19 protein-coding genes and 4 tRNA genes are annotated in these 23,719 nt (G+C 70.5%); 11 read left to right on the forward strand and 12 right to left on the reverse strand.

Annotated elements, in window-relative coordinates; all coding sequences use genetic code 11:
- Positions 1–206 precede the first annotated feature (206 nt).
- A complete protein-coding gene (locus CP980_RS17675; RefSeq protein ID WP_132761428.1) occupies positions 207–1,703 on the forward strand; it encodes a N,N-dimethylformamidase beta subunit family domain-containing protein in 1,497 nt (498 codons plus the stop codon).
- Positions 1,704–1,820: 117 nt separating this feature from the next.
- Positions 1,821–2,723: a phosphoribosylaminoimidazolesuccinocarboxamide synthase gene (locus CP980_RS17680; RefSeq protein WP_150528583.1), complete on the forward strand. Its 903-nt coding sequence runs from the start codon at positions 1,821–1,823 to the stop codon at positions 2,721–2,723.
- Between the two features lie 121 nt (positions 2,724–2,844).
- Here the strand turns inward: CP980_RS17680 and CP980_RS17685 are convergent.
- From CP980_RS17685 to CP980_RS17710, 6 genes are all read right to left on the reverse strand, one after another.
- Positions 2,845–2,920 (reverse strand) — tRNA-Gly (locus CP980_RS17685).
- Positions 2,921–2,944: 24 nt separating this feature from the next.
- The gene (locus CP980_RS17690; protein ID WP_099890959.1) at positions 2,945–3,556 is read right to left on the reverse strand and encodes a response regulator transcription factor; all 612 of its coding nucleotides are present in this window, start codon (positions 3,554–3,556) and stop codon (positions 2,945–2,947) included.
- The gene (locus tag CP980_RS17695; protein ID WP_150528584.1) at positions 3,553–4,779 is read right to left on the reverse strand and encodes a sensor histidine kinase; all 1,227 of its coding nucleotides are present in this window, start codon (positions 4,777–4,779) and stop codon (positions 3,553–3,555) included. Before CP980_RS17695 ends, CP980_RS17690 begins: the two co-directional genes overlap by 4 nt.
- 71 nt (positions 4,780–4,850) lie before the next feature.
- A tRNA-Gly gene (locus tag CP980_RS17700) sits at positions 4,851–4,923 on the reverse strand.
- 80 nt (positions 4,924–5,003) lie between these two features.
- A tRNA-Gly gene (locus tag CP980_RS17705) sits at positions 5,004–5,075 on the reverse strand.
- Positions 5,076–5,225: 150 nt separating this feature from the next.
- Positions 5,226–5,543 carry a histone-like nucleoid-structuring protein Lsr2 gene (locus CP980_RS17710; RefSeq protein ID WP_030292364.1) on the reverse strand — a complete coding sequence of 106 codons (318 nt, stop codon included), beginning with the start codon at positions 5,541–5,543 and terminating at the stop codon, positions 5,226–5,228.
- Positions 5,544–5,891: 348 nt separating this feature from the next.
- Here CP980_RS17710 and purS point away from each other — a divergent pair, with 348 nt between their 5' ends.
- The 5 genes from purS to CP980_RS17735 all read left to right on the forward strand — a co-directional run bounded on the left by purS (position 5,892) and on the right by CP980_RS17735 (position 10,841).
- The gene (purS, locus tag CP980_RS17715; RefSeq protein WP_008740952.1) at positions 5,892–6,143 is read left to right on the forward strand and encodes a phosphoribosylformylglycinamidine synthase subunit PurS; all 252 of its coding nucleotides are present in this window, start codon (positions 5,892–5,894) and stop codon (positions 6,141–6,143) included.
- A 2-nt stretch (positions 6,144–6,145) separates the two neighbouring features.
- Positions 6,146–6,826 carry a phosphoribosylformylglycinamidine synthase subunit PurQ gene (gene purQ / locus CP980_RS17720; protein ID WP_150528585.1) on the forward strand — a complete coding sequence of 227 codons (681 nt, stop codon included), beginning with the start codon at positions 6,146–6,148 and terminating at the stop codon, positions 6,824–6,826.
- Complete coding sequence (purL, locus tag CP980_RS17725; protein ID WP_150528586.1) at positions 6,823–9,072, forward strand: phosphoribosylformylglycinamidine synthase subunit PurL; 2,250 nt, start codon at positions 6,823–6,825, stop codon at positions 9,070–9,072. The genes purQ and purL overlap by 4 nt, the downstream gene beginning before the upstream one ends.
- Before the next feature lie 128 nt (positions 9,073–9,200).
- Positions 9,201–9,992 carry a maleylpyruvate isomerase family mycothiol-dependent enzyme gene (locus CP980_RS17730; RefSeq protein WP_132761433.1) on the forward strand — a complete coding sequence of 264 codons (792 nt, stop codon included), beginning with the start codon at positions 9,201–9,203 and terminating at the stop codon, positions 9,990–9,992.
- Positions 9,993–10,028: 36 nt separating this feature from the next.
- A complete protein-coding gene (locus CP980_RS17735) occupies positions 10,029–10,841 on the forward strand; it encodes an META domain-containing protein (protein WP_150528587.1) in 813 nt (270 codons plus the stop codon).
- 39 nt (positions 10,842–10,880) lie between these two features.
- Here the strand turns inward: CP980_RS17735 and CP980_RS17740 are convergent, their stop codons facing one another.
- Both CP980_RS17740 and CP980_RS36740 read right to left on the reverse strand, forming a co-directional pair.
- On the reverse strand, positions 10,881–12,275 hold the full coding sequence (locus CP980_RS17740) for a sulfatase-like hydrolase/transferase (RefSeq protein WP_373313004.1): 1,395 nt from the start codon (positions 12,273–12,275) through the stop codon (positions 10,881–10,883).
- 169 nt (positions 12,276–12,444) lie between these two features.
- Entirely contained in the window at positions 12,445–12,540 is a 96-nt protein-coding gene (locus CP980_RS36740; RefSeq protein WP_350325720.1) for a putative leader peptide, read from the reverse strand.
- 147 nt (positions 12,541–12,687) lie between these two features.
- Between CP980_RS36740 and purF the strand changes: the two genes are divergently transcribed.
- Positions 12,688–14,205, forward strand: coding sequence for an amidophosphoribosyltransferase (gene purF / locus CP980_RS17745; protein WP_132761436.1), 1,518 nt, complete (start codon positions 12,688–12,690; stop codon positions 14,203–14,205).
- A gap of 108 nt (positions 14,206–14,313) precedes the next feature.
- Positions 14,314–15,384, forward strand: a complete 1,071-nt coding sequence (purM, locus tag CP980_RS17750) for a phosphoribosylformylglycinamidine cyclo-ligase (RefSeq protein ID WP_150528589.1) — start codon at positions 14,314–14,316, stop codon at positions 15,382–15,384.
- 104 nt (positions 15,385–15,488) lie between these two features.
- Here purM and CP980_RS17755 read toward each other — a convergent pair whose 3' ends face one another.
- On the reverse strand, positions 15,489–15,755 hold the full coding sequence (locus CP980_RS17755; protein WP_030292353.1) for a DUF3073 domain-containing protein: 267 nt from the start codon (positions 15,753–15,755) through the stop codon (positions 15,489–15,491).
- Between the two features lie 281 nt (positions 15,756–16,036).
- Positions 16,037–17,149: a Leu/Phe/Val dehydrogenase gene (locus CP980_RS17760; RefSeq protein ID WP_048476884.1), complete on the reverse strand. Its 1,113-nt coding sequence runs from the start codon at positions 17,147–17,149 to the stop codon at positions 16,037–16,039.
- A 183-nt stretch (positions 17,150–17,332) separates the two neighbouring features.
- On the opposite strand from CP980_RS17760, the gene CP980_RS17765 reads away from it, so the two are divergent.
- Complete coding sequence (locus tag CP980_RS17765; RefSeq protein WP_189999135.1) at positions 17,333–18,187, forward strand: DUF8083 family protein; 855 nt, start codon at positions 17,333–17,335, stop codon at positions 18,185–18,187.
- Between the two features lie 500 nt (positions 18,188–18,687).
- Positions 18,688–18,894 carry a developmental transcriptional regulator BldC gene (bldC, locus tag CP980_RS17770; RefSeq protein ID WP_003949541.1) on the forward strand — a complete coding sequence of 69 codons (207 nt, stop codon included), beginning with the start codon at positions 18,688–18,690 and terminating at the stop codon, positions 18,892–18,894.
- 524 nt (positions 18,895–19,418) lie between these two features.
- On the opposite strand, the gene CP980_RS17775 is transcribed toward bldC, so the two are convergent.
- Together CP980_RS17775 and hrpA are read right to left on the reverse strand one after the other, a co-directional pair.
- Positions 19,419–19,492: transfer RNA gene (locus CP980_RS17775), tRNA-Asp, on the reverse strand.
- A gap of 69 nt (positions 19,493–19,561) precedes the next feature.
- The gene (gene hrpA / locus CP980_RS17780) at positions 19,562–23,497 is read right to left on the reverse strand and encodes an ATP-dependent RNA helicase HrpA (RefSeq protein ID WP_150528590.1); all 3,936 of its coding nucleotides are present in this window, start codon (positions 23,495–23,497) and stop codon (positions 19,562–19,564) included.
- Between the last annotated feature and the right edge of the window lie 222 nt (positions 23,498–23,719).

A 23,719-nucleotide genomic window follows, 5' to 3' on the forward strand; every position in this document is an offset into this window, starting at 1 on the left:
GCGGCGGTGGCGCCCCGCCCCGCGCTGCCGGACCCGGCCCGGCGTACGCGGCACTCCAAGCCTCCGGATGTGGCGAACGGTGACGGAATGAGTGCGTTATGTGATGTGCTGGGACCGGTAGCGGTTCGATGTCCGGAAACCGTGCCGTGTCCATGTGTGTCGACGTGCACAAGAGTCCGTTCGGGGGAGCGAGGGAGGGGAGCGGTATGGGTGGTGCGGACCAGATCCGGCGTTGGGAGTCAGGTGCGCTCGCGCACGCGGTGACCGATCCCTTCGGCCAGGGGCCGCTGCCGTGGTTCCGGGGCAGCGAGCTGTACTTCGACGACACCGGGCACGTCGTGCCCTGGTACGTGGACCCCGCCCTCGCCGATCCCGCGCTCGCCCCCGGCCAGATCCCCCGTGCCCGCGGCAACGGCGGCCCGCGCACCGCCGACGACGTGCACCGGCAGATCAAGGGCTTCGCCTCCACCGGAGCCGTCGCCCCCGGCGAGGCCATCGACTTCCACATCACCGTGGACCCGCCCCAGCAGTTCTCGGTCGACGTCTACCGCATCGGCCACTACGGCGGCGACGGCGCCTCCAAGATCACCACCAGCCCCCGGCTCTCGGGCATCGTCCAGCCGGCCCCGCTCACCGCGGACCGCACCGTCTCCTGCCACCACTGGTGGCTCTCCTGGCGGCTCCAGGTCCCCTCGTACTGGAGCGTCGGCGCGTACGTCGCCGTCCTCACCACCGCCGACGGGTACCGGTCCCACATCCCCTTCACCGTCCGCGACGACCACCCCGCCGATCTCCTCCTCCTGCTGCCCGACATCACCTGGCAGGCCTACAACCTCTACCCCGAGGACGGGCGGACGGGCGCGAGCCTCTACCACGCCTGGGACGAGGAGGGCCGGCTGCTCGGCGAGCAGGACGCGGCCGTCACGGTCTCCTTCGACCGGCCCTACGCCGGCGCCGGGCTGCCCCTGCACGTGGGCCACGCCTACGACTTCATCCGCTGGGCCGAGCGCTACGGCTACGACCTCGCCTACGCCGACACCCGCGATCTGCACGCCGGCCGCGTCGACCCCACCCGCTACCGGGGCCTGGTCTTCCCTGGCCACGACGAGTACTGGTCGGCGCCCATGCGCCGCACCGTCGAGCGCGCCCGCGACCACGGCACCTCGCTCGTCTTCCTCTCGGCCAACACCATGTACTGGCAGGTCGAACTGGGCCCCTCCCCCTCCGGGGTCGACGACCGGCTCCTCACCTGCCGAAAACGCCGCGGCCCCGGCCGCCCCAGCCTCTGGCGCGAGGTCGACCGCCCGGAGCAGCAGCTGCTCGGCATCCAGTACGCGGGGCGGGTCCCCGAGCCCGCGCCCCTGATCGTGCGCAATGCCACGCACTGGCTCTGGGACTCCACCGGCGCCGCCGAGAACGACGAGCTCCCCGGCCTGGTCGCCGGCGAGGCCGACCGGTACTTCCCGCGCACCCAGCTCCCCGAGCACCAGGACCGGATCCTGCTCGCGCACTCCCCCTACCGGGACGGCGAGGGCGCCAAGCGCCACCAGGAGACCTCCCTGTACCGCTCCCCGAGCGGCGCCCTGGTCTTCGCGTCGGGCACCTTCGCCTGGTCACCGGCCCTGGACCGGCCCGGCCACGTCGACGAACGGGTCCAGCGGGCCACCGCCAACCTCCTCGACCGGATCTGCAAGCGGGACTGAGCCACCGCCCGAGCCGCGGACCGGGCCGGAACCGCACCGGCCGGGCCCCCGGACCCGGGCACGGGCCCGCGTACGCGAGAATGGGGCTGCGCTCGTACAGAACCACAGGGAGACCCCGTGTCCGGATTCGTCGAAAAGCCCGAGCCGGTTCAGGTGCCCGGCCTCGTCCACCTCCACACCGGCAAGGTGCGCGACCTCTACCGCGACGGCGACGGCAACCTCGTCATGGTCGCCAGCGACCGCATGTCCGCGTACGACTGGGTGCTCCCCACCGAGATCCCGGACAAGGGCCGCGTCCTGACCCAGCTCTCCCTCTGGTGGTTCGACCAGCTGCGGGACCTCGTCCCGAACCACGTGATCGGGACGGACCTGCCCGCGGGAGCCCCCGCCGACTGGGCCGGCCGCACGCTGATCTGCAAGAGCCTCGACATGGTCCCGGTCGAGTGCGTGGCCCGCGGCTACCTCACCGGATCCGGCCTCGCCGAGTACGAGAAGACCCGTACGGTCTGCGGACTCGCGCTGCCCGAGGGGCTCGTGGACGGCTCCGAGCTGCCCGCCCCGATCTTCACCCCGGCCGCCAAGGCCGCGGTCGGCGAGCACGACGAGAACGTCTCGTACGAGGAGGTGGCGCGCACCACCGGCGCCGAGACGGCGGCGCTGCTGCGCCAGACCACCCTGGCCGTGTACGGCCGGGCCCGGGACATCGCCCGCGAGCGCGGGATCATCCTGGCGGACACCAAGTTCGAGTTCGGCTTCGACGGGGACGGCACGCTCGTCGCCGGCGACGAGGTGCTGACCCCGGACTCCTCCCGCTTCTGGCCGGCCGACCAGTGGGAGCCGGGCCGCGCCCAGCCCTCCTACGACAAGCAGTTCGTCCGCGACTGGCTCACCTCCCCCGCCTCCGGCTGGGACCGCACGGGCGAACTCCCGCCGCCGGCCCTCCCGCAGGAGGTCGCCGAGCAGACCAGCGCCAAGTACATCGAGGCGTACGAGCGGCTCACCGGCCTCAGCTGGGCCTGAACACCCGGGCCCGAGAACACCCGGGCCCGGGAACACCCGGGCCTGGGAACACCCGGGTCCGGGAACACCTCGGCCCGCAACACGAAGAAGCCCCCGGTCAGGAGACCGGGGGCTTCTTCGATGGAGCGGACAACGCGACTCGAACGCGCGACATCCACCTTGGCAAGGTGGTGCTCTACCAACTGAGCTATGTCCGCAGGTGCGCCGTAACGCGAGAACTACTATACCCAACCTCGCTCGCGTGCGAGACGCACTGCCGTGTGACGGTTCTCGGCGCCCAGCTTCGTCGCCGCCGACGACAGGTAGTTCCGTACCGTCCCCGGCGAGAGCGAGGCCCGCTCGGCGATCTCCGCGATCGGCGCCCCGTCCCCCGCGAGTTCCAGTACCTCGGCCTCGCGCGCGGTCAGCGGAGAGTCCCCCGCGCTGATCGCGTCGGCCGCCAACTCCGGGTCCACATAACGCCCTCCGGCGTGCACGGTGCGGATCAGCTCGGCCAGCCGCTGCGCCGAGACCGTCTTCGGCGCGAAGGCCCGCACCCCCGCCGCCAGGGCCCGTTTCAGGTGCCCGGGCCGCCCGTGACTCGTCACGATCATGGTGCGGCAGCCGGGGAGTTCGCCCCGCAGGGCTGTGGCGACACTCACACCGTCCGCCCCCGGCATCTGCAGGTCCAGCACCGCCACGTCCGGCCGGTGGGCCCGCGCCATCGCGATGGCCTCGGGGCCCGAGGCCGCCTCCGCGACGACGAGCAGATCGTCCTCCAGGGCCAGGAGGGCGGCGAGCGCGCCGCGGATCAGGTGCTCGTCGTCGGCCAGCAGTACGCGTACGGGGCTCATGCCCGTGCCTCCAGTCCTCGCGCTCGTCCGTCCGGGATCCGGGCCAGCAGGCGGAAGCGGCCGCCGTCGACCGGTCCGGCCTCCAAGGTGCCGTCCAGGGCCGCGAGCCGCTCCCGCAGGCCCGCGAGACCGGAACCTGGCGGTCCGGCCAGGACCTCGGGAGCCCCGTCGTTCTCCACCACCAGCGTCAGCGCGCCCGCATCGGGCGCCGTGAGCCTGATCACACAGCTGCGCGCGTCCCCGTGCCGCAGGACGTTGGTGGTCGCCTCCCGGACCACCCAGCCGAGCGCCGACTGCACTTCGGGCCGCAGCTCCCGGCCGGCCTGCACCTCTACGCGGCAGTCCATCCCGGCCGCGCTGAGCACCCCGCGGGCCCCCTCCAGCTCCACGGTGAGGTCCGCCTCGCGGTAGCCGCGTACGACGTCCCGTACCTCGCGCTGCGACTCACGGGCGATCCGCTGGACCTCGATCATCTGGTCCACGGCCTCCGGGCGTTCGCGACGGGCCAGCTGGACGGCCAGCTCGCTCTTGAGCGCGATCACCGCCAGGTTGCGCCCCATCACGTCGTGCAGGTCCCGCCCGAAGCGCAGCCGCTCCTCGGCGACGGCGAGCTGGGCCTGGAGCTCCCGGGCCCGGTCGAGTTCGTACACCGTCTTCAGCAGCCAGGAGGAGAAGCCGCAGGCGAGGACGAGCAGGCCGCAGGTGAGGAAGACGCCGACCCCGTAGCCGGCCGCCTCTGCGGCGGGGTGCCCCACCGCCAGGGCCACGCCCGCCGCCGAGGTGCCCGCGGCCGGGGCCACGCAGAGCATGTGCCGGACCCGTGTCAGGGCCAGCGTCAGCGAACCCGATGCGAACGCGACCGTGTTGACCACGAGGGCGGGGGCGACGCCCGCGTGGGAGAGGGCGCCGGCCGAGCGCAGGACCAGTACGGCGACCGCCAGCGAGGCGGTGAGCACGGCGACGGCAGCCGCCAGCCGTACGGGCCGCTCGCGGTGGCCGAGCACCCAGTCCAAGGCCCTGGAGGAGAGCACTCCGCACAGCGCGATCTGCGCGCACAGGGGCAGGAGCAGGGCGGCGCTGACGGATCCGAGGCCCTCGGGGGCGAGGCCGAAGAGCACCGAGAGGGATTCGAGGAGGACGAACAGGTGGAACGACCAGCGGGTGTAGAGCTCGATCTTGGCCGCACTGCTGCGGTTCCTCCACCACCCCGTCAGCTTCGACACGGTCCCAGCCCCCCGGTGAGTAAACGCATACGACAAAGGCCCTGATCAATGATCAGGGCCTTTGCACGCTGAGCGGACGACGCGACTCGAACGCGCGACATCCACCTTGGCAAGGTGGTGCTCTACCAACTGAGCTACGTCCGCATGCTGCCTCGGCATGAATGCCGCTGCGATGCGTGCATCACTCTACCCGATCCACCGGAGTGGTCGGTAAAGCGTTGCAGAGCGGGTGACAGGGATCGCACACTGCGCCTTCCCCCTGGAAGGGGGATGTTCTGCTACTGAACTACACCCGCACGACCTTCGGGGCTTTGACCTGCGGCCTCGCCCCTCGGCGTGATCCACACACTAGCGGACCGGAGGGGGTGGATGGCAAATCGGCCCCCGGCGGGCCCCGTTAGCGGCCCTCGGCGGGGCCCCGGCGCGTGCCGGGGGCCCCGGTGGACTCAGTGGGCCTCGTTGTACGCCGCGTACACCCGCTTCGGGATGCGGCCGCGCGGCGGCACGTCGAGGTCGTTGGACCGGGCCCAGGCGCGGACGACCGCCGGGTCGGGGGCCAGGGAGGTGTGCTTGTACGTCTTCCCGGAACGGGCCTGCCGGCGTCCGGCTGCCACGAAGGGCGCGAGGCTCTTCCGCAGTTTCTTTGCGTTGGCCAGATTGAGGTCGATCTCGTACGACTTACCGTCCAGGCCGAACGTGACCGTTTCCGCCGCTTCCCCGCCGTCGATGTCGTCGGAGATCGTGACTACTACGCGCTGCGCCACGGATATCGGTCCCTTCGCGCGACGCCGCCCACCCGTCGGGACGTGCGGTGATGTCGCCTGTGTGGATGTTTCGGAGCAATGCATGATTCCGCCCCGGATCGTGCGGTGAAAAATGCCGCTGTTCCGGTGGAATCCTTTGTACCGCGATTCCCATTGCATTGCGAAGCCCAGTTAATTGTCTCCGCGTGTCCCGCCGCAATCCCGGGTACGTGGTTTTCCGGTGGATTTTGCGAAGCGTTGGTGAAGCCGAAACGGGGTGCCGGGAGCGCCCGAAGGAAATCTACCCGCGTAGAAATTTCGGCCGGGTACGCTGAGGGAACCGCCTTCGCACCAACCACCTCATCGGGAGTGCCAGTGGCACGCGTCGTAGTCGACGTCATGCTCAAGCCGGAGATCCTCGACCCCCAGGGCCAGGCGGTGCAGCGTGCACTGCCGCGCCTGGGCTTCGAGGGCATCGCCGACGTCCGCCAAGGGAAGCGCTTCGAACTGGAAGTGGAGGGACCGGTCGACCAGGCCGCCCTCGACCGCATCCACAAGATGGCCGAAACGTTCCTCGCCAACACCGTCATCGAAGACTTCACCGTGAAGGTCGAGGCCTGACGGTGACCACTCGCATCGGAGTCGTCACGTTCCCCGGAACGCTCGACGACCGTGACTCGCTGCGCGCCGTCCGCCTCGCGGGGGCCGAGCCCGTCTCGCTGTGGCACCGCGACAAGGACCTGCACCAGGTCGACGCGGTCGTCCTCGCGGGCGGCTTCTCCTACGGGGACTACCTGCGCGCCGGAGCCATCTCCCGGTTCTCGCCGGTGATGGAGACCATCATCGAGCAGGCCAAGGCCGGCATGCCGGTCCTCGGCATCTGCAACGGCTTCCAGATCCTCACCGAGGCCCACCTGCTGCCGGGGGCGATGCTCCGGAACAACCACCTGCACTTCATCTGCCGCGACCAGAAGCTGCGGGTGGAGAACGCGGAGACCGCGTGGACCGGCGACTACACCGCCGGCCAGGAGATCTCCGTACCCCTCAAGAACGTGGACGGCCGGTACGTCGCCGACGAGCGCGTCCTCGACGAGCTCGAAGCCGAGGGCCGTGTGGCCTTCCGCTACGTCGACGTGAACCCGAACGGGTCGCTGCGCGACATCGCCGGCATCACCAACGCCGCGGGCAACGTGGTCGGCCTCATGCCGCACCCCGAGCACGCGGTCGAGCCGCTGATCGGGACGGGCCGCACCGACGGCCTCCCGTTCTTCACCTCGGTCCTGAAGAAGCTGGTCTCCGCATGAGCCTCGACACCGTCAAGAACGCCACCGAGACCCCGGACGCCTCCCAGCCCTGGAAGGAACTCGGCCTCAAGGAGGACGAGTACGCCCGGATCCGGGAGATCCTCGGCCGCCGCCCCACCGGCGCCGAGCTCGCCATGTACTCGGTCATGTGGTCCGAGCACTGCTCGTACAAGAGCAGCAAGGTCCACCTGAAGCAGTTCGGCGAGAAGGTCCCGCCGAACGACGCCATGCTCGTCGGCATCGGCGAGAACGCGGGCGTCGTCGACGTCGGCCAGGGGTACGCGGTCACCTTCAAGGTCGAGTCGCACAACCACCCCAGCTACATCGAGCCCTACCAGGGCGCGGCCACCGGCGTCGGCGGCATCGTCCGCGACATCCTCGCCATGGGCGCCCGCCCGGTCGCGGTCGTCGACCCGCTGCGCTTCGGCGCGGCCGACCACCCCGACACCAAGCGCGTCCTGCCGGGCGTGGTCGCGGGCATCGGCGGCTACGGCAACTGCCTGGGCCTGCCGAACATCGGCGGCGAGGTCGTCTTCGACGCCTGCTACCAGGGCAACCCGCTGGTCAACGCCGGCTGCATCGGCGTGATGAAGCACGAGGACATCCACCTCGCCAAGGCCTCCGGCCCCGGCAACAAGGTCATCCTCTACGGCGCCCGCACGGGCGGCGACGGCATCGGCGGCGTCTCGGTCCTCGCGTCCGAGACCTTCGACGACACGAAGCCCACCAAGCGCCCCGCCGTCCAGGTCGGCGACCCCTTCCAGGAGAAGCTCCTCATCGAGTGCACCCTGGAGATCTTCAAGGAGAAGCTGGTCGCGGGGATCCAGGACCTCGGCGGCGCCGGGCTCTCCTGCGCCACCTCCGAGCTGGCCTCCGCCGGCTCCGGCGGCATGCGCGTCGAGCTCGACACCGTCCCGCTGCGCGACGCGACGCTCTCGCCCGAGGAAATCCTCATGAGCGAGTCGCAGGAGCGCATGTGCGCGATCGTCGAGCCGCAGCACGTCGACCGCTTCATGGAGATCTGCGAGAAGTGGGACGTCATCGCCACCGTCATCGGTGAGGTGACCGACGGCGAGCGCCTGGAGATCTTCTGGCACGGCGAGCAGATCGTGGACGTGCCGCCGGGCACCGTCGCCCACGAGGGCCCGGTCTACCACCGCCCGTACGCGCGCCCCGAGTGGCAGGACGCCCTCCAGGCCGACGACGCGGGCAAGCTGCCCCGCCCGCAGACCTCCGAGGAGCTCCGCGCGCAGGTCCTGGCGCTGGTCTCGTCCCCGAACCAGGCCTCGAAGTCCTGGGTCACGGACCAGTACGACCGCTTCGTCCAGGGCAACACGGTGCTCTCGCAGCCCGAGGACGCGGGCATGGTCCGCATCGACGAGGAGTCCAACCTCGGCGTGGCCATGGCCACCGACGGCAACGGCCGCTTCGCGAAGCTCGACCCGTACACGGGCGCGCAGCTCGCGCTGGCGGAGGCGTACCGCAACGTCGCCGCGACCGGCGCCAAGCCGCTCGCCATCTCCGACTGCCTCAACTTCGGCTCCCCCGAGGACCCGGGCGTCATGTGGCAGTTCGCCGAGGCCACCCGCGGCCTCGCGGACGGCTGCTTCGAGCTGGGCACCCCGGTGACCGGCGGCAACGTCTCGCTGTACAACCAGACCGGTGACACCGCGATCCACCCGACCCCGGTCGTGGCGGTCCTCGGTGTGATCGACGACGTCAACCGCCGTACGCCGATGGCGTTCGCGGAGGCTGGCCAGCTGCTGTACCTGCTGGGCGACACGGCCGAGGAGTTCGGCGGCTCGGCGTGGTCGCAGGTCGTCCACGACCACCTCGGCGGCATGCCGCCCAAGGTGGACCTGGGCCGCGAGAAGCTGCTCGCCGAGATCCTGATCTCGGCGTCCCGCGACGGCATGGTCGACGCGGCGCACGACCTCTCCGACGGCGGCGTGATCCAGGCGCTCACCGAGTCCTGCCTGCGCGGCGGCAACGGTGCGCGGATCGTGGTGCCCGAGGGTCTGGACGCGTTCACCTTCCTGTTCTCCGAGTCGGCGGGCCGGGCCATCGTGGCCGTCCCGCGCAGCGAGGAGCTCCGCTTCACCGACATGTGCGGTGCGCGGGGCCTGCCCGCCACGCGCATCGGCGTGGTGGACGGCGAGGAGATCGAGATCCAGGGCGAGTTCACGATTCCGCTCGCGGAGCTGCGTACCGCGCACGAGGCGACGATCCCGGCGCTCCTCGCCTGATCACGTGCTCCTTCCCGAGCCCCCGTCCGCAGACTCCTGGTCTTCCGGGCGGGGGCTCGGGCGTTGCCGGACGCCGTCCGGTGTTGCGCGCCCGGCCGGTTGTCGGCCCCGGCGGATAGGGTCGGGCCATGCCACCCGCCAAGAAGAGGGCGCGTACCTACGACGCCGCGAAGATCCGGGCCGCCGTCATCACGCAGTTCGGGCATGTCGCCGACGCGGTAGGGGAGTTGGGCGAGGAGCAGCTGGCGCGGCCCAGCGGGGTCGGCGGGTGGAGCGTCGCCGAGCTCGCCGCGCACATCGCGTGGATCGCGGATTCGCTGGCCGCCGGGCTGGCCCGGCCCCCGGCCGCCGTGCCGGAGCTGACGGCCGTCGAATGGCCCTTCGCCACGGCCTCGCTCGCCGGGAAGATCTCCGAGGCGGCCAAGGAGACCCTGGAGGGCGCTCCGCTGCCCGAGCTGTACGAGCGCGCCGGCGCCCGCATGGGCGAGGAACTGGCCGAGAACCCGGGCAGCCGCGTGCTGGACCTGTGGGTCGGGGACATGACCCTGGCGGACTTCCTGGTCACCCGCGCCGTGGAACTCGTGGTGCACACGGACGACCTCAACCGGGCGGCGGGCCTGGACATCCCGATCGAGCGGCAGGCCCTGGCCGCCTGCACGCGGCTGCTCGCGGACGCCCTCGCGCTGAAGGCCCCGGGCGGCTCGGTGGAGGTACGGATCCCGCCGTTCGCGGTGGTCCAGTGCATCGAGGGGCCCCGGCACACCCGCGGCACCCCGCCGAACGTGGTGGAGACGGACCCGCTGACCTGGATCCGGCTGGCCACCGGGCGTACGGACTGGGCCTCGGCGCTGGAGGAGGCGCAGGTCAGGGCCAGTGGCGAGCGGGCCGACCTGTCCGGGCTGCTCCCGGTCATGAGCTGAGGGGAACCGCCCGCGGGCCGGATCCGTCCCAGGGGCATGCGTACGCCACGGCACCTCCCCGCCGCCCTCGTCGCCGTCCTTGTCCTGGCCGCGGCCACCGCCTGCAGTGACGGCGGTCCGCGCGGCACGCTTCCCGGCCACGGCTCGTCCGGGACCTGGTTCGTCCAGAGCGTGTCCACGGGCGGGAAGACCCTCACGGCGCCGCCCGTCGCGCAGGTCCACTTCCCCGCGTCCGAGTCCGAGCAGGCCACCGGCAACTACGGCTGCAACGGGTTCACCGCGGAGGTCACGTACGACGGCCCGGGCGCCATCACGCTGAAACCGGGCTCCACCACCGCCATGGCCTGCGAGAACACGGAGTTCGAGGCGGCCTTCGCCAAGCTCCTCACCGGCCGCCTCACGCTGGAGCGCCGGTCGGACCGGCTCACCCTGAAGACCGCCGACGGGAGCACCATCGCGATGAGCTCGCAGCCCCCGGCCCCGGACGCCCCGCTCACCGCCACCGCGTGGACGGTGACCTCCCTGGTCAGCGGCGGTACGGCCGCCTCCGTACCGGCCGAGGCGGCCGGCCGGGCCGTCTTCACGATCGCCCCCGACGGCGCCGCGAGCGGCAGCCTCGGCTGCAACCGCTTCAGTGCCAAGGCCGCCGTCGAGGGCCCCACGCTCTCCTTCGGTCCGCTGACCAGCACCCGGATGGCCTGCCAGGGTCCGCAGGGCGAGCTGGAGGCGAAGCTGACCGCCCTGTTCGGCAGCGGTCCGCTCACCTGGAAGGTCCAGGGCGCCACCCTGAACCTGACCGCGACCGACGGCAACGGCCTGACCGCGACGGCGGCGTCGGCGGCGGAATGACCCGCCGCGAGGCCCGGCCGCGGAACCGGTGTCCGGGCGTCAGCCGGGGTACGGCAGCAGTCCCGCGTCCACCTTCTCCCAGGCGGCGCGCAGTTCCGCCAGCCGGGCCGGCTCCAGCGCCGCCTTGTCGGCCTGTTCGCGGATGTCCCCGGCCAGGTTGAACAGCTGGTCCCTGCCCGTCTTGCCGCGGTAGTACTTCCAGTCCCCGCGGCGCAGGGCCCGCTCCCCGCGCACCCGCCAGAACAGGTTGCGCTCCGCGGTCCGCTCGCCGCGCAGCAGGTAGCCGGCCAGGCTCACCCCGTCCAGCGGGTGGGCCGGGTCGGGCCGGGTCCCCGCCAGCTCCAGCAGGGTCGCGGTCCAGTCCGGGGTGAAGACCGGCAGGTGGCTGACCTGGCCGCCGTCGATCCGGGCGGGCCAGCGCACGATGTTCGGCACCCGGATCCCGCCCTCCTGGAGGGAGGCCTTGTTGCCGGAGAGCGGCCAGTTGTACGAGAAGCGCTCGCCGCCGTTGTCGCTGGAGAAGAAGACCAGGGTGTCCTCCTCCTGGCCGGAGCGCTTCAGCGCCGCCAGCACCTTGCCGACCGAGCGGTCGAGGTCCTCGACCATCTCCTTGTACTTCTCGACCGAGCCGCCGTCCTGGTGCCACAGGGCCCGCGCGTCGCCCGCCTTGATCCGCCGCTCGACCTCGGCGCTCGCCTCGGTGTCCCCGTCGGCGATCCACGGCCAGTGCGGGGTGGTGAAGTTGAGGTTCAGCAGCCAGGGCTTGCCGTGGTGGTCGCGGGAGACGTACTCGCTCGCGCGCTCGGTGATGATCCGCGTGTAGTAGCGCAGGTCCTTGTACTCGGCGTCGCCCTCGTAGAGGTCGTACTCGCCGCCCAGGCCCAGCTTGGAGTAGTACTCCAGGGCCCCGCCGAAGTTGCCGAAGAACTCGTCCCAGCCCGACTTGGTGGGGCTGTAGTCGGGCAGGTAGCCGCAGTGCCACTTTCCGATCAGCGCGGTCGCGTAGCCGGAGGAGCGCAGCAGGGAGGCCAGCGTCGGGTGGGTGGGCTCCAGGCCCGCGCTCTTGTCGGCGATGGGCTCGGCGAGCCCGCCCGCGGTCCGGCCGGGGTAGCGGCCCGTGTACAGGCTGAACCGGGTGGGCGAGCAGGTGGCGGAGCCGGCGTAGGCGTCGGTGAAGCGGACGCCCTGGCGGGCCAGCCGGTCCAGGTTCGGGGTCTTGATGTGCGGGGAGCCGTACGAGGACAGGTCGGCCCAGCCCAGGTCGTCGCCGAGGATGAACAGGATGTTCGGGCGCCGGGACCGGCGGCCGCGGGCGGCCTGGAACGGGCGCTCCTGCGGGGTGCTCCCGGCGGCGTCGGAAGCGGCGTCGGAAGCGGCGTCGGAAGCGGCGGCCGGGCCGGCCCCGAGCCCCACCGCGGCGGCTGCGGCGGTCACTCCGACGGCACCTCCGAACGCCCGGCGGGACAGATGGCTGTTGTACGAAGACACGGGAACTCCAAGACACGGCTCGGCGGCCCCGCCCCGGGCGCGCGCGGGACGGCGCGCGGCACGGCGGAGCGGGGCTCGGCGGAGCGAAAGGGAAAAAGGAAGCGGAGAGTTGTGGCTACGCGGAACAGCGACAGATGGCGCTCGCGACACGGACCAGGTCTACGTGGCGGCGCTCGACGAGGGTGACGGAACGGTCACCGAGAGGCTGCATGGGGCGAGAGCCTGTACGAATACCTTCGTAGATGTCAACAAAGGCTCCGAATAGCGAGACAGAGTCGTCCCGTCACCCTCTGTGCTGTGACATTTCCCGGCCGTCCCCAATTCGGACCAGTGGTCGATCTCGCCTACACTCGGGAGCGTGCCTCGTGGTGATGGACGACTCAACCACGACCTGCTCCCCGGCGAAAAGGGCCCCCAGGACGCTTGCGGCGTCTTCGGTGTCTGGGCTCCGGGTGAAGAGGTCGCCAAGCTCACCTACTTCGGACTGTATGCGTTGCAGCACCGTGGACAAGAGTCCGCGGGTATCGCTGTGAGCAACGGTTCCCAGATCCTCGTCTTCAAGGACATGGGCCTCGTTTCCCAGGTCTTCGACGAAACCTCTCTCGGCTCGCTCCAGGGTCATATCGCGGTCGGTCACGCCCGCTACTCGACCACCGGAGCCTCCGTCTGGGAGAACGCGCAGCCCACTTTCCGCGCGACCGCCCACGGCTCCATTGCCCTGGGTCACAACGGCAACCTGGTGAACACCGCCGAGCTCGCCGAGATGGTCGCCGACCTCCCCCGTCAGGACGGCCGCGCCACCCAGGTGGCGGCCACCAACGACACCGACCTGGTCACCGCCCTGCTGGCCGGCCAGACGGACGACGACGGCAAGCCCCTGACGATCGAGGAGTCGGCCACCAAGGTCCTCCCGAAGGTCAAGGGCGCCTTCTCGCTCGTGTTCATGGACGAGGGAACCCTCTACACCGCCCGTGACCCGCAGGGCATCCGCCCGCTGGTCCTCGGCCGCCTGGAGCGCGGCTGGGTGGTCGCGAGTGAGACCGCCGCCCTCGACATCTGCGGCGCCAGCTTCGTCCGCGAGGTCGAGCCGGGCGAGCTCATCGCGATCGACGAGAACGGTCTGCGGACCTCTCGATTCGCGGAAGCGAAGCCCAAGGGCTGTGTCTTCGAGTACGTCTACCTGGCGCGCCCGGACACCGACATCGCCGGCCGGAACGTCTACCTCTCGCGTGTCGAGATGGGCCGGCGCCTGGCCAAGGAAGCCCCCGTCGAGGCCGACCTGGTGATAGCGACGCCGGAATCCGGCACGCCCGCCGCCGTCGGCTACGCCGAGGCCAGCGGGATCCCGTACGGCTCCGGCCTGGTCAAGAACGCCTACGTGGGCCGGACCTTCATCCAGCCCTCGCAGACGATCCGCCAGCTGGGCATCCGCCTCAAGCTCAACCCCCTCAAGGAAGTCATCCGGGGCAAGCGCCTGGTGGTCGTCGACGACTCGATCGTCCGCGGCAACACCCAGCGCGCCCTGGTCAAGATGCTCCGCGAGGCCGGCGCGGCCGAGGTCCACATCCGGATCTCCTCGCCGCCGGTGAAGTGGCCGTGCTTCTTCGGCATCGACTTCGCCACCCGGGCCGAGCTGATCGCCAACGGCATGACGGTCGACGAGATCGCCACGTCGCTCGGCGCGGACTCGCTCTCGTACATCTCGCTCGACTCGATGATCGAGGCGACGACCATCCAGAAGCCCAACCTCTGCCGTGCCTGCTTCGACGGCGAGTACCCCATGGAGCTGCCCGACCCGCAGCTCCTGGGCAAGCAGCTCCTGGAGAGCGAGCTGGCCGGCGGCACCGACGCCGCCGACGCGCTCCGGCGCCCGTAGCGCCGCGACCCGCGACCCCGGCTCCACCTGCGCCGGGCCCTGTCTTTACGAGTGCTTCTCCCAGGGCCCGGCACCACCCGCAGTAACGACACGAAAGCTCTCCCTGTCATGACAGAGAAGACCACCGGTGCCAGCTACGCAGCCGCGGGCGTGGACATCGAAGCCGGAGACCGCGCGGTCGAACTGATGAAGGAGTGGGTGAAGAAGACGCAGCGCCCCGAGGTCCTCGGCGGCCTCGGCGGGTTCGCCGGCCTCTTCGACGCCTCCGCCCTCAAGCGCTACGAGCGCCCGCTGCTGGCCTCCGCGACCGACGGCGTCGGCACGAAGGTGGACATCGCCCGCCAGCTGGGCGTGTACGACACCATCGGCCACGACCTCGTCGCGATGGTCATGGACGACATCGTCGTCTGCGGAGCAGAGCCGCTCTTCATGACGGACTACATCTGCGTCGGCAAGGTGCACCCCGAGCGTGTCGCGGCGATCGTGAAGGGCATCGCCGAGGGCTGCGTCCTCGCCGGCTGCGCCCTGGTGGGCGGCGAGACCGCCGAACACCCGGGTCTGCTGGGCCCGGACGAGTTCGACGTGGCGGGCGCCGGCACCGGTGTCGTCGAGTACGACCGCCTGCTCGGCGCGGATCGCATCCGTACGGGTGACGCCGTCATCGCGATGGCATCGTCCGGCCTTCACTCGAACGGGTACTCGCTCGTCCGGCACGTCCTTTTCGACCGCGCCGGCATGTCGCTCGACCAGCACGTGGAGGAGCTCGGCCGGACCCTCGGCGAGGAGCTCCTGGAACCCACCAAGATCTACTCGCTGGACTGCATGGCTCTCACCCGTACGGCCGAGGTGCACGCGTACTCGCACATCACCGGCGGCGGGCTCGCGGCGAACCTGGCCCGGGTCATCCCCGACCACCTGCACGCGACGGTCGACCGTTCGACCTGGGCCCCGGGCGCGGTATTCGACCTGGTCGGCAAGGCCGGCCGGGTGGAGCAGCTGGAGCTGGAGAAGACCCTGAACATGGGCGTCGGCATGATGGCCGTGGTCCCGCAGGAGTCGGTGGACGTGGCTCTGACCGCGCTGGCCGACCGGGGCGTGGACGCCTGGGTCGCGGGAGAGATCCTGGACCGGGGCGACCGCGGCGAGAGTGCGACCCTGACCGGTTCCTACGCGAGCTGAGCAGCACTGAACCCGGTCCGGGGCGATGCCCTGGACCGGGTTCAGTGCTTTTTGCGGTTTTTGCGTTGTGACTCGTGCAGACGCGAAAGAGACGCCGAAGGGCGTCAAGCGCCGCGACGCTGTGCCGACGGACCGGACTCTTCGTCCTCGTCGTCGTCATCATCGCTGTTGTACAGATCCGCGTACTTGGCGTACGGGTCGTCGTCGTCCAGATCGTCATCGACTTCGACCGGCTCGCTGACAGGCAGCAGCGGTTCCGTCGGCGATGCGCCCAGCTCATTGGCCAGACGCGAGAGGTCAGTCCCGCCGCTGTTGTACTTCAGCTGGCGGGCGACCTTTGTCTGCTTGGCCTTGGCCCGGCCGCGCCCCATGGCTCGACCCCCTCGGTGACGGGGCTCGACGGCCCCAGAGTCTGACACGCGTTCATGGTTCGGAGCGGGCTCTCCGTGGAGAGACCGTCCGTAGGGGTTTAACGGTACCTGCTTCCGCGGCCATACGGTACGCCGCCCGCATGACGTGCCCCGGTGCAGGACCAATGAGGCGCCCCGTCCTCGCTGGTCAGCTGCGATTTTAACCCTTTCCTGGCGGGCGACCCGCCGAAGTGCAGTGAGTTCCGTCTCGCCGCAACCCCGGCGGGCGCACGCAGGGGGTCCTACAGGGCCGGGGCCGAGCCCTTCGCGGCCTTCGCGGCGCGGGCGTCAGCCATGCGCTGCTCGGCGATCCGGTCGGCCGCGGCGGCCGGCGGAATACCGTCAGCCTTCGCACGAGCGAAGATTTCGAGGGTGGTGTCGAAGATCTTCGTGGCCTTCGCCTTGCACCGGTCGAAGTCGAAGCCCCGGAGCTCGTCGGCGACCTGGATGACTCCGCCCGCGTTCACCACGTAGTCGGGCGCGTAGAGGATCCCGCGGTCCGCGAGGTCCTTCTCGACGCCCGGGTGGGCGAGCTGGTTGTTCGCGGCGCCGCACACGACCTTGGCGGTCAGGGCGGGGACCGACTCGTCGTTCAGCGCACCGCCGAGCGCGCAGGGGGCGTAGATGTCCAGGCCCTCGGTGCGGATCAGCGCGTCGGTGTCCGCCACCGCGGTGACCTGGGGGTGCTTGTCGAGGACGCGGCGCAGCGACTCCTCGCGCACGTCCGTGATGACGACCTCGGCGCCGTCCTCCAGGAGGTGCTCGACGAGGTAGTGCCCGACCTTGCCCACGCCGGCCACGGCGACCTTGCGGCCGCGCAGCGTCGGGTCGCCCCACAGGTGCTGGGCGCTGGCCCGCATGCCCTGGAAGACGCCGAAGGCGGTGAGGACCGAGGAGTCGCCCGCGCCGCCGTTCTCGGGGGAACGGCCGGTCGCCCAGCGGGTCTCGCGCGCCACGACGTCCATGTCCGCCACGTAGGTGCCGACGTCGCAGGCCGTGACGTAGCGGCCGCCGAGGGACTCCACGAACCGGCCGTAGGCCAGCAGCAGTTCCTCGGACTTCAGTACGTCGGGGTCGCCGATGATGACGGCCTTGCCGCCGCCGAGGTCGAGACCGGCGAGGGCGTTCTTGTACGACATGCCGCGCGACAGGTTCAGCGCGTCGAGGACGGCCTCCTCGTCCGAGGCGTACGCGTGGAAGCGCGTACCGCCGAGGGCGGGGCCCAGGGCGGTGGAGTGGATCGCGATGACGGCCTTCAGGCCGGAGGCTCGGTCCTGGCACAGCACGACTTGCTCGTGGCCGCCCTGTTCGCTGCGGAACAGGGTGTGCAGGACGCCGTCGGTCATTTCGGTCACGGTGGTGACTCCCATGGAAGAGATGCGGCGGAATGACGCCCGCCCTGCGGGTGGGGGAGGGCGTGCTGGGAGCAGAGTAAGACCTCCGGGCCGTGCGTAGGCGACCTGTCCGGAGATCGGAACGCTCCGGGGGTGCGGGGCGCCCGGAGAGTAGCTCCCGGCGGGGCGGGGGAGTACGAGAGCGTGAGCGAATCCTCCGACCCCAAGCTGCCCGCGGCGCGCTCGGCGCCGACCGTCCCGTACGCCTCCTACCTGCGCGTCTACGAGCCCCTGGCGGCCTTCTCGGAGCCGGAGCGCACGCACTGGGCCTCGTACGCGCGGCGCGGCGTGGTGGCGACGGCCCAGGACGAACTGCGTCGCTCCCTCTCCGACTTGGTCCGGGTCCCGGTGGTCGGGGTGCCGGCGCACGAGAGCGCGGACGCCTTCACGGCGGAGGTGGACGGGGTGCTGCTGGTCTGCCCCTGGCGGACCAGACTGCGCGGCTGGCTGGCGCTCCAGGAGCTCGTCGACCAGTTCCCGCTCCCGGTGCTGGACGCGGCCCTCCCGCCGGGTGTGCGGCGCCGGGCGGCCGAGGAGTACGAGCGCTGGCGCGAGCGGAACCCCGACGCGCGCCCGTGGATCCGTACCGGGGTGTGGCAGGTGCCGCTGCGCTGGTTCGTGCTGGTGGCCGACGAGGAGCGGGAGTACCTGCCGGGCGAGCGGCTGCGCTACCGGACGCCGATGGTGCAGGCCCGGCGGCGGCTCGCGCGGGCCCTGCGGATCCTGCGGGCGGCCGAGGGGTACGGGGGGCTCGCGGAGGGGCTGGTGGACGTCGGCAGCTGGCTGGAGGAGTTCCACCCGCGTTCGATGGTCGAGCTGGACTACGCGGGCCTGGTGCACGCGCTGCCGGCGGAGCGGCTGCGCACCGACCGGTCGGCCCGGGAGGTGGCGGTGGGGATCGCGGCGCTGGGGGCCGGGGACGCGGACGCGGCGGCGGAGGCGTACGCGGAGCTGGCCGAACGCTGGCGGGAGGTCCGGGAGAGACTGTTCGCGAACTGACCCCCGGAGTGACCCCCGAGGTACTCCGTCACGACACTTTCGGGCCTTAGTTCCAGGACCTACGTCCCGATACGGGCCATTGACTCAAGCGTGACGGACCGCACTATCTACACCCTTGCGCCCTTCCCCTACCCTCGTGCCAAAATAGGACAAGGAGTCCGGGGAGGGTTCCTTCCACCCAACTTTGGGCGGAATGCTCGGCATTGCACTCTACGGGGGGTCCTGATGACTCCTGATCGCTCTGTGACTGATCGTCACAGTGGGGTGACTGTCCGTTATGGGGCGGTCCATCGGCTTCCGCCGCTGATGAACACCTCGGAGGGCAATTCCATCGGTTTGGCCGTCGAGGCTGGACGGATGGTGTAGTTGTAGTGCCGAGGACAAGCCGTTCGTCCTATAACCGACTCGGCCCGCGTATGTCCATTTCGGGCAACGCGGGCCAAGGTGCAGAATTTAGAGGAAAGAACCGAGATGGTTCGGTTCTCCCGAGGAGGCCGCTCATGACCGCTCGCACCCCTGATGCCGAGCCGCTGCTGACCCCGGCTGAGGTTGCCACGATGTTCCGCGTGGACCCGAAGACGGTCACCCGCTGGGCCAAGGCTGGCAAGCTCACGTCCATCCGCACCCTGGGTGGACACCGCCGTTACCGCGAGGCCGAGGTTCGCGCTCTGCTCGCGGGAATTCCGCAGCAGCGCAGCGAGGCCTGAGGTCGCGCAAGCACCCCGCTTTACCGGGCTTGAATCGGGTCCCCCAATCCGATGAAACCCAAAGGCTTCACACGCCTGGACCTGCCCCAACAGGTTCTTGTCGTCAGATCGCGCTGGACTCCGCCGGGTCCAGCGCGATCTTTTTTATGCCCGGGGAGGGGTGGGATCGGGCGCGCAAGGGGAGGTCGGCGGGTGGGTGCCATTGCACATATTAAATCGAGCACGCGTATGGGTGCGATAAATGTGCGAGTCTCAAAAACTCATGTGGTGACTCCCGTCACAGGCAGTGACCCTTGTGCGACGCGCAATGCACCCGTAAGGGGACGTGCGTCGCAGAGTGCCTCATGCGGACGGGGGATTTCGGCGCGGGGGGCGTGTGGGCGGCGCGCGGGGGGCGGCGCGGTGCGCCGGGCGAGGGGTGCCGCCTACCGGGTGCGAGGTGCTGGGTGCAGGGTGCGGGGCACGGGCCGCTGGGCAACGCAACAGGGCCCGTATCCCTGGGGATACGGGCCCTGCTCTTCTTGCGAACCTGACGGGACTTGAACCCGCGACCTCCACCTTGACAGGGTGGCGAGCTAACCAACTGCTCCACAGGTCCTTGATTTGCGGCCGCCGGGCGGCTGCGAATCAGACTGTACCCCAGCTCAGGGGGTGCAGTCGAACCCGATCAGCGGGCGGGCCCCGGGGCCGCCGCGTCCACCGCCTTCACGATCCGCTTGTCGGAGACCGGGTACGCCGTCCCGAGCGCGTGCGCGAAGTAGCTGACCCGGAGTTCCTCGATCATCCAGCGGATGTCGGTGACCGCGGACGGCACCGGCCGGCCCTTCGGGAGCTGCTCCAGCAGCCACGCGTACTCGTCCTGCATCTCGTGCACCTTCTGCATGCGCGTGGTGTCGCGCTGGGCGCCCGTGGGCATCTGCTGGAGCCGCCGGTCCACCGCCACCAGGTAGCGCATCAGGTCCGGCAGCCGGCGCAGGCCCGTGAGGGTCACGAAGCCGGGCGGTACGAGGGCCGCCAGCTGCGTCCTGACGTCCTGCACGTTCGCCACCAGGGCCAGGCTGTTCGTGGCCTTCAGGCGGCGCTCACAGGCCTGCCAGGCGGCCAGCACCTGCTGCACCTGGGCCACGGTCCGCACGGTCGTGTCCACGAGGTCGGCGCGGACGGCCTCGTAGAGGGCGCGGAAGGCCGCCTCGTCCCAGGCCGGGCCGCCGTGGTCCGCGATCAGCTTGTCGGTCGCGGCGGTCGCGCAGTCGTCGAACAGCGCCTGGATGGAGCCGTGCGGATTGCGGGACAGGGCCAGCTTCTGCTGGTTGGTCAGGTGGTCCGAGGCGAACTTCGCCGGGTTCACCGGGATGTTCAGCAGGATCAGCCGCCGCGTGCCGAGCCACATCGCCTGCTGCTGCTCGGCCTCCGTGTCGAAGAGCCGTACGGAGACGCTCGTCCCCTCGTCCACCAGCGCCGGGTACGCCTTCACCGGCTGTCCCGCGCGCCGGGTCTCGAAGACCTTGGTCAGCGTGCCGATCGTCCAGTCGGTCAGCCCCGTGCGCTCCAGCGACTCCCCGCCCGCGCGCTCGGCGGTGGCCGCGGCGGCCTTGGAGAGCGCCTGGCGGGCCTTGGGCTTCAGCTTCAGCCGCAGGGCCTCCAGGTCCTTGTCCTCGGCGAGGTTCTTGCGGCGCTCGTCGACGATCCGGAAGGTGATCTTCAGGTGGTCCGGGATCCGGCCGAGGTCGAAGTCCTCGGCCGTGACCGGGACCCCGACCATCCGCTGGAGCTCGCGCGCCAGCGTCACCGGCAGCGGCTCCTGGAGGGGCACCGCCGTGGCGAGGAAGCGCGTTGCGAAGTTCGGCGCCGGTACGTAGTGCCGGCGGATCGGCTTGGGCAGCGAGCGGATCAGCTCGGTGACGACCTCCTCGCGCAGGCCCGGGATCTGCCAGTCGAAGCCCTCGTCGGTGACTTGGTTCAGCACTTGGAGCGGGATGTGGACGGTGACGCCGTCCGCGTCCGCGCCCGGCTCGAACTGGTAGGTCACCCGGAACTTCAGCTGCCCCTGGCGCCAGGAGTCCGGATAGTCGGCCTTGGTGACCCCGGCCGCCTTCTCCGTCAGCAGCATCTCGCGCTCGAAGTCGAGGAGTTCCGGCTCCTCCCGCTTCTTGTGCTTCCACCAGGAGTCGAAGTGCGCGCCCGAGACCACGTGCTCGGGGATCCGCTGGTCGTAGAAGTCGAACAGGGTCTCGTCGTCCACGACGATGTCGCGGCGCCGCGCCCGGTTCTCCAGCTCCTCGACCTCGGTGAGCAGCTTGCGGTTGTCGGCGTAGAACTTGTGGTGCGTGCGCCAGTCGCCCTCGACCAGCGCGTTGCGGATGAACAGTTCGCGCGAGACCTCGGCGTCGATCCGGCCGTAGTTGATCTTCCGCTGGGCGACGATCGGCACGCCGTACAGCGTGACCTTCTCGTACGCCATGACGGCCGCCTGGTCCTTCTCCCAGTGCGGCTCGCTGTACGTGCGCTTGATCAGGTGCTGGGCGAGCGGCTCGACCCACTCCGGCTCCACCTTGGCGTTGACCCGCGCCCACAGCCGCGAGGTCTCCACGAGCTCCGCCGACATCAGGAACTTCGGCTGCTTCTTGAAGAGCGCCGATCCCGGGAAGATCGCGAACTTGGCGGACCGGGCCCCCAGGTACTCGTTCTTGTCGGTGTCCTTGAGGCCGATGTGCGAGAGCAGGCCGGCCAGCAGCGAGATGTGCACGCTCGTCTCGGGGGCGTCGCCCTCGTTGACGTGGATGCCCATGCCCTTGGCGACCGTGCGCAGCTGCGAGTAGATGTCCTGCCACTCGCGGATCCGCAGGAAGTTCAGGTACTCCTGCTTGCACATCCGGCGGAACGAGGACGAGCCGCGCTCCTTCTGCTGCTCGCGGACGTAGCGCCACATGTTCAGGAACGAGAGGAAGTCGCTGGTCTCGTCCTTGAAGCGGGCGTGGTTCTGGTCGGCCTGCGTCTGCTTGTCCGAGGGCCGCTCGCGCGGGTCCTGGATGGACAGGGCCGCCGCGATGACCATGACCTCGCGGACGCAGTTGTTCTTGTCCGCCTCGACGACCATGCGGGCCAGGCGCGGGTCCACGGGCAGCTGGGAGAGCTGCCGGCCCATCGGGGTGAGCCGCTTCTTCGGATCCTTCTCCGCGGGGTCCAGTGCGCCGAGCTCCTGGAGCAGCTGGACGCCGTCGCGGATGTTGCGGTGGTCCGGCGGGTCGATGAACGGGAACTTCTCGATCTCGCCGAGGCCGGCCGCGGTCATCTGGAGGATGACGGAGGCCAGGTTCGTCCGCAGGATCTCGGCGTCCGTGAATTCGGGACGGGAGAGGAAGTCGTCCTCGGAGTAGAGCCGGATGCAGATGCCGTCGCTGGTGCGGCCGCAGCGGCCCTTGCGCTGGTTGGCGCTGGCCTGGGAGATCCGCTCGATGGGGAGGCGCTGGACCTTGGTGCGGTGGCTGTAGCGGGAGATCCGGGCGGTGCCCGGGTCGATCACGTACTTGATGCCGGGGACGGTGAGGGAGGTCTCGGCGACGTTGGTCGCGAGAACGATCCTTCGGCCCGTGTGCTGCTGGAACACGCGGTGCTGCTCGGCGTGCGAGAGGCGCGCGTAGAGGGGGAGGACCTCCGTGGAGCGGAGGTTGCGCTTGTTGAGCGCATCCGCCGTGTCGCGGATCTCGCGCTCTCCGGAGAGGAAGACAAGGATGTCGCCCGGGCCCTCCGACTGGAGCTCGTCGACGGCCTCGCAGATCGCGGTGATCTGGTCGCGGTCGCTCTCCTCGCTGTCCTCTTCCAGGAGCGGGCGGTAGCGCACCTCGACCGGATAGGTGCGGCCGCTGACCTCGACGATCGGGGCCTCGCCGAAGTGCCGGGAGAACCGCTCCGGGTCGATGGTCGCCGAGGTGATCACGACCTTGAGGTCGGGACGCTTCGGCAGCAGCTGCGAGAGGTAGCCCAGGAGGAAGTCGATGTTGAGGCTGCGCTCGTGGGCCTCGTCGATGATGATCGTGTCGTACGCGCGCAGCTCGCGGTCCGTCTGGATCTCGGCGAGCAGGATGCCGTCGGTCATCAGCTTCACGAAGGTCGCGTCCTGGTCCACCTGGTCGGTGAACCGGACCTTCCAGCCGACGGTCTGCCCGATCTCGGACTTCAGCTCCTCGGCGATCCGCTCAGCGACGGTGCGGGCGGCGATGCGGCGGGGCTGGGTGTGCCCGATCATGCCCCGGACGCCGCGGCCCAGCTCCATGCAGATCTTGGGGATCTGCGTGGTCTTGCCGGAACCGGTCTCACCGGCGACGATCACGACCTGGTGGTCGCGTATCGCCTCGGCGATCTCGTCCTTCTTCTGGCTGACGGGCAGGTTCTCGGGATACGTGACCTCCGGCATCCGCGAGGCACGGCCGGCCAGTCGCGCGGCGGCCTTCTCGGCCTCCGCGGCGATCTCGTCGAGCACGGCCTGCTTGGCCTCGGGCTTTCGGATGCGGCGGGCGCCTTCGAGGCGGCGGCCGAGGCGGTGCGCGTCACGGAGGGAGATCTCACCGAGAAGCGTCTGCAGGGCGGCGAAGGAAGTAGACATACCTGATCGAGGATCTCACCCGCGGGCGCCGGGTGGCGAACGCATTTGTGCCCCCTCCCCGTACCATTTCGGGACGAGACCGACTGAACCGGCCTGTCGACCGTGCCGCTGACCGAGGGAGAGGCCCGCCGTGTACCGCTTCCGTGGTGTCCGGTGCCTGCTCGGCGCCGTGATCGCGGTCCTGGTCGGGTGTGCGGTGCCGGCCGCGGCGCTTCCGGTCCC

The organism is Streptomyces vinaceus (assembly GCF_008704935.1).
GTDB lineage: Bacteria > Actinomycetota > Actinomycetes > Streptomycetales > Streptomycetaceae > Streptomyces > Streptomyces vinaceus.

Excerpts from the sequence above, each read along its gene's own strand:
- CP980_RS17730 (WP_132761433.1), top strand. The coding sequence starts at position 9,201 with ATGCCACCCGCCAAGAAGAGGGCGCGTACCTACGACGCCGCGAAGATC.
- CP980_RS17735 (WP_150528587.1), top strand. The coding sequence starts at position 10,029 with ATGCGTACGCCACGGCACCTCCCCGCCGCCCTCGTCGCCGTCCTTGTC.
- CP980_RS17690 (WP_099890959.1), bottom strand. The coding sequence starts at position 3,556 with ATGAGCCCCGTACGCGTACTGCTGGCCGACGACGAGCACCTGATCCGC.
- CP980_RS17755 (WP_030292353.1), bottom strand. The coding sequence starts at position 15,755 with ATGGGGCGCGGCCGGGCCAAGGCCAAGCAGACAAAGGTCGCCCGCCAG.
- purL (WP_150528586.1), top strand. The coding sequence starts at position 6,823 with ATGAGCCTCGACACCGTCAAGAACGCCACCGAGACCCCGGACGCCTCC.
- bldC (WP_003949541.1), top strand. The coding sequence starts at position 18,688 with ATGACCGCTCGCACCCCTGATGCCGAGCCGCTGCTGACCCCGGCTGAG.
- CP980_RS17675 (WP_132761428.1), top strand. The coding sequence starts at position 207 with ATGGGTGGTGCGGACCAGATCCGGCGTTGGGAGTCAGGTGCGCTCGCG.
- CP980_RS36740 (WP_350325720.1), bottom strand. The coding sequence starts at position 12,540 with ATGCAGCCTCTCGGTGACCGTTCCGTCACCCTCGTCGAGCGCCGCCAC.
- hrpA (WP_150528590.1), bottom strand. The coding sequence starts at position 23,497 with ATGTCTACTTCCTTCGCCGCCCTGCAGACGCTTCTCGGTGAGATCTCC.
- purM (WP_150528589.1), top strand. The coding sequence starts at position 14,314 with ATGACAGAGAAGACCACCGGTGCCAGCTACGCAGCCGCGGGCGTGGAC.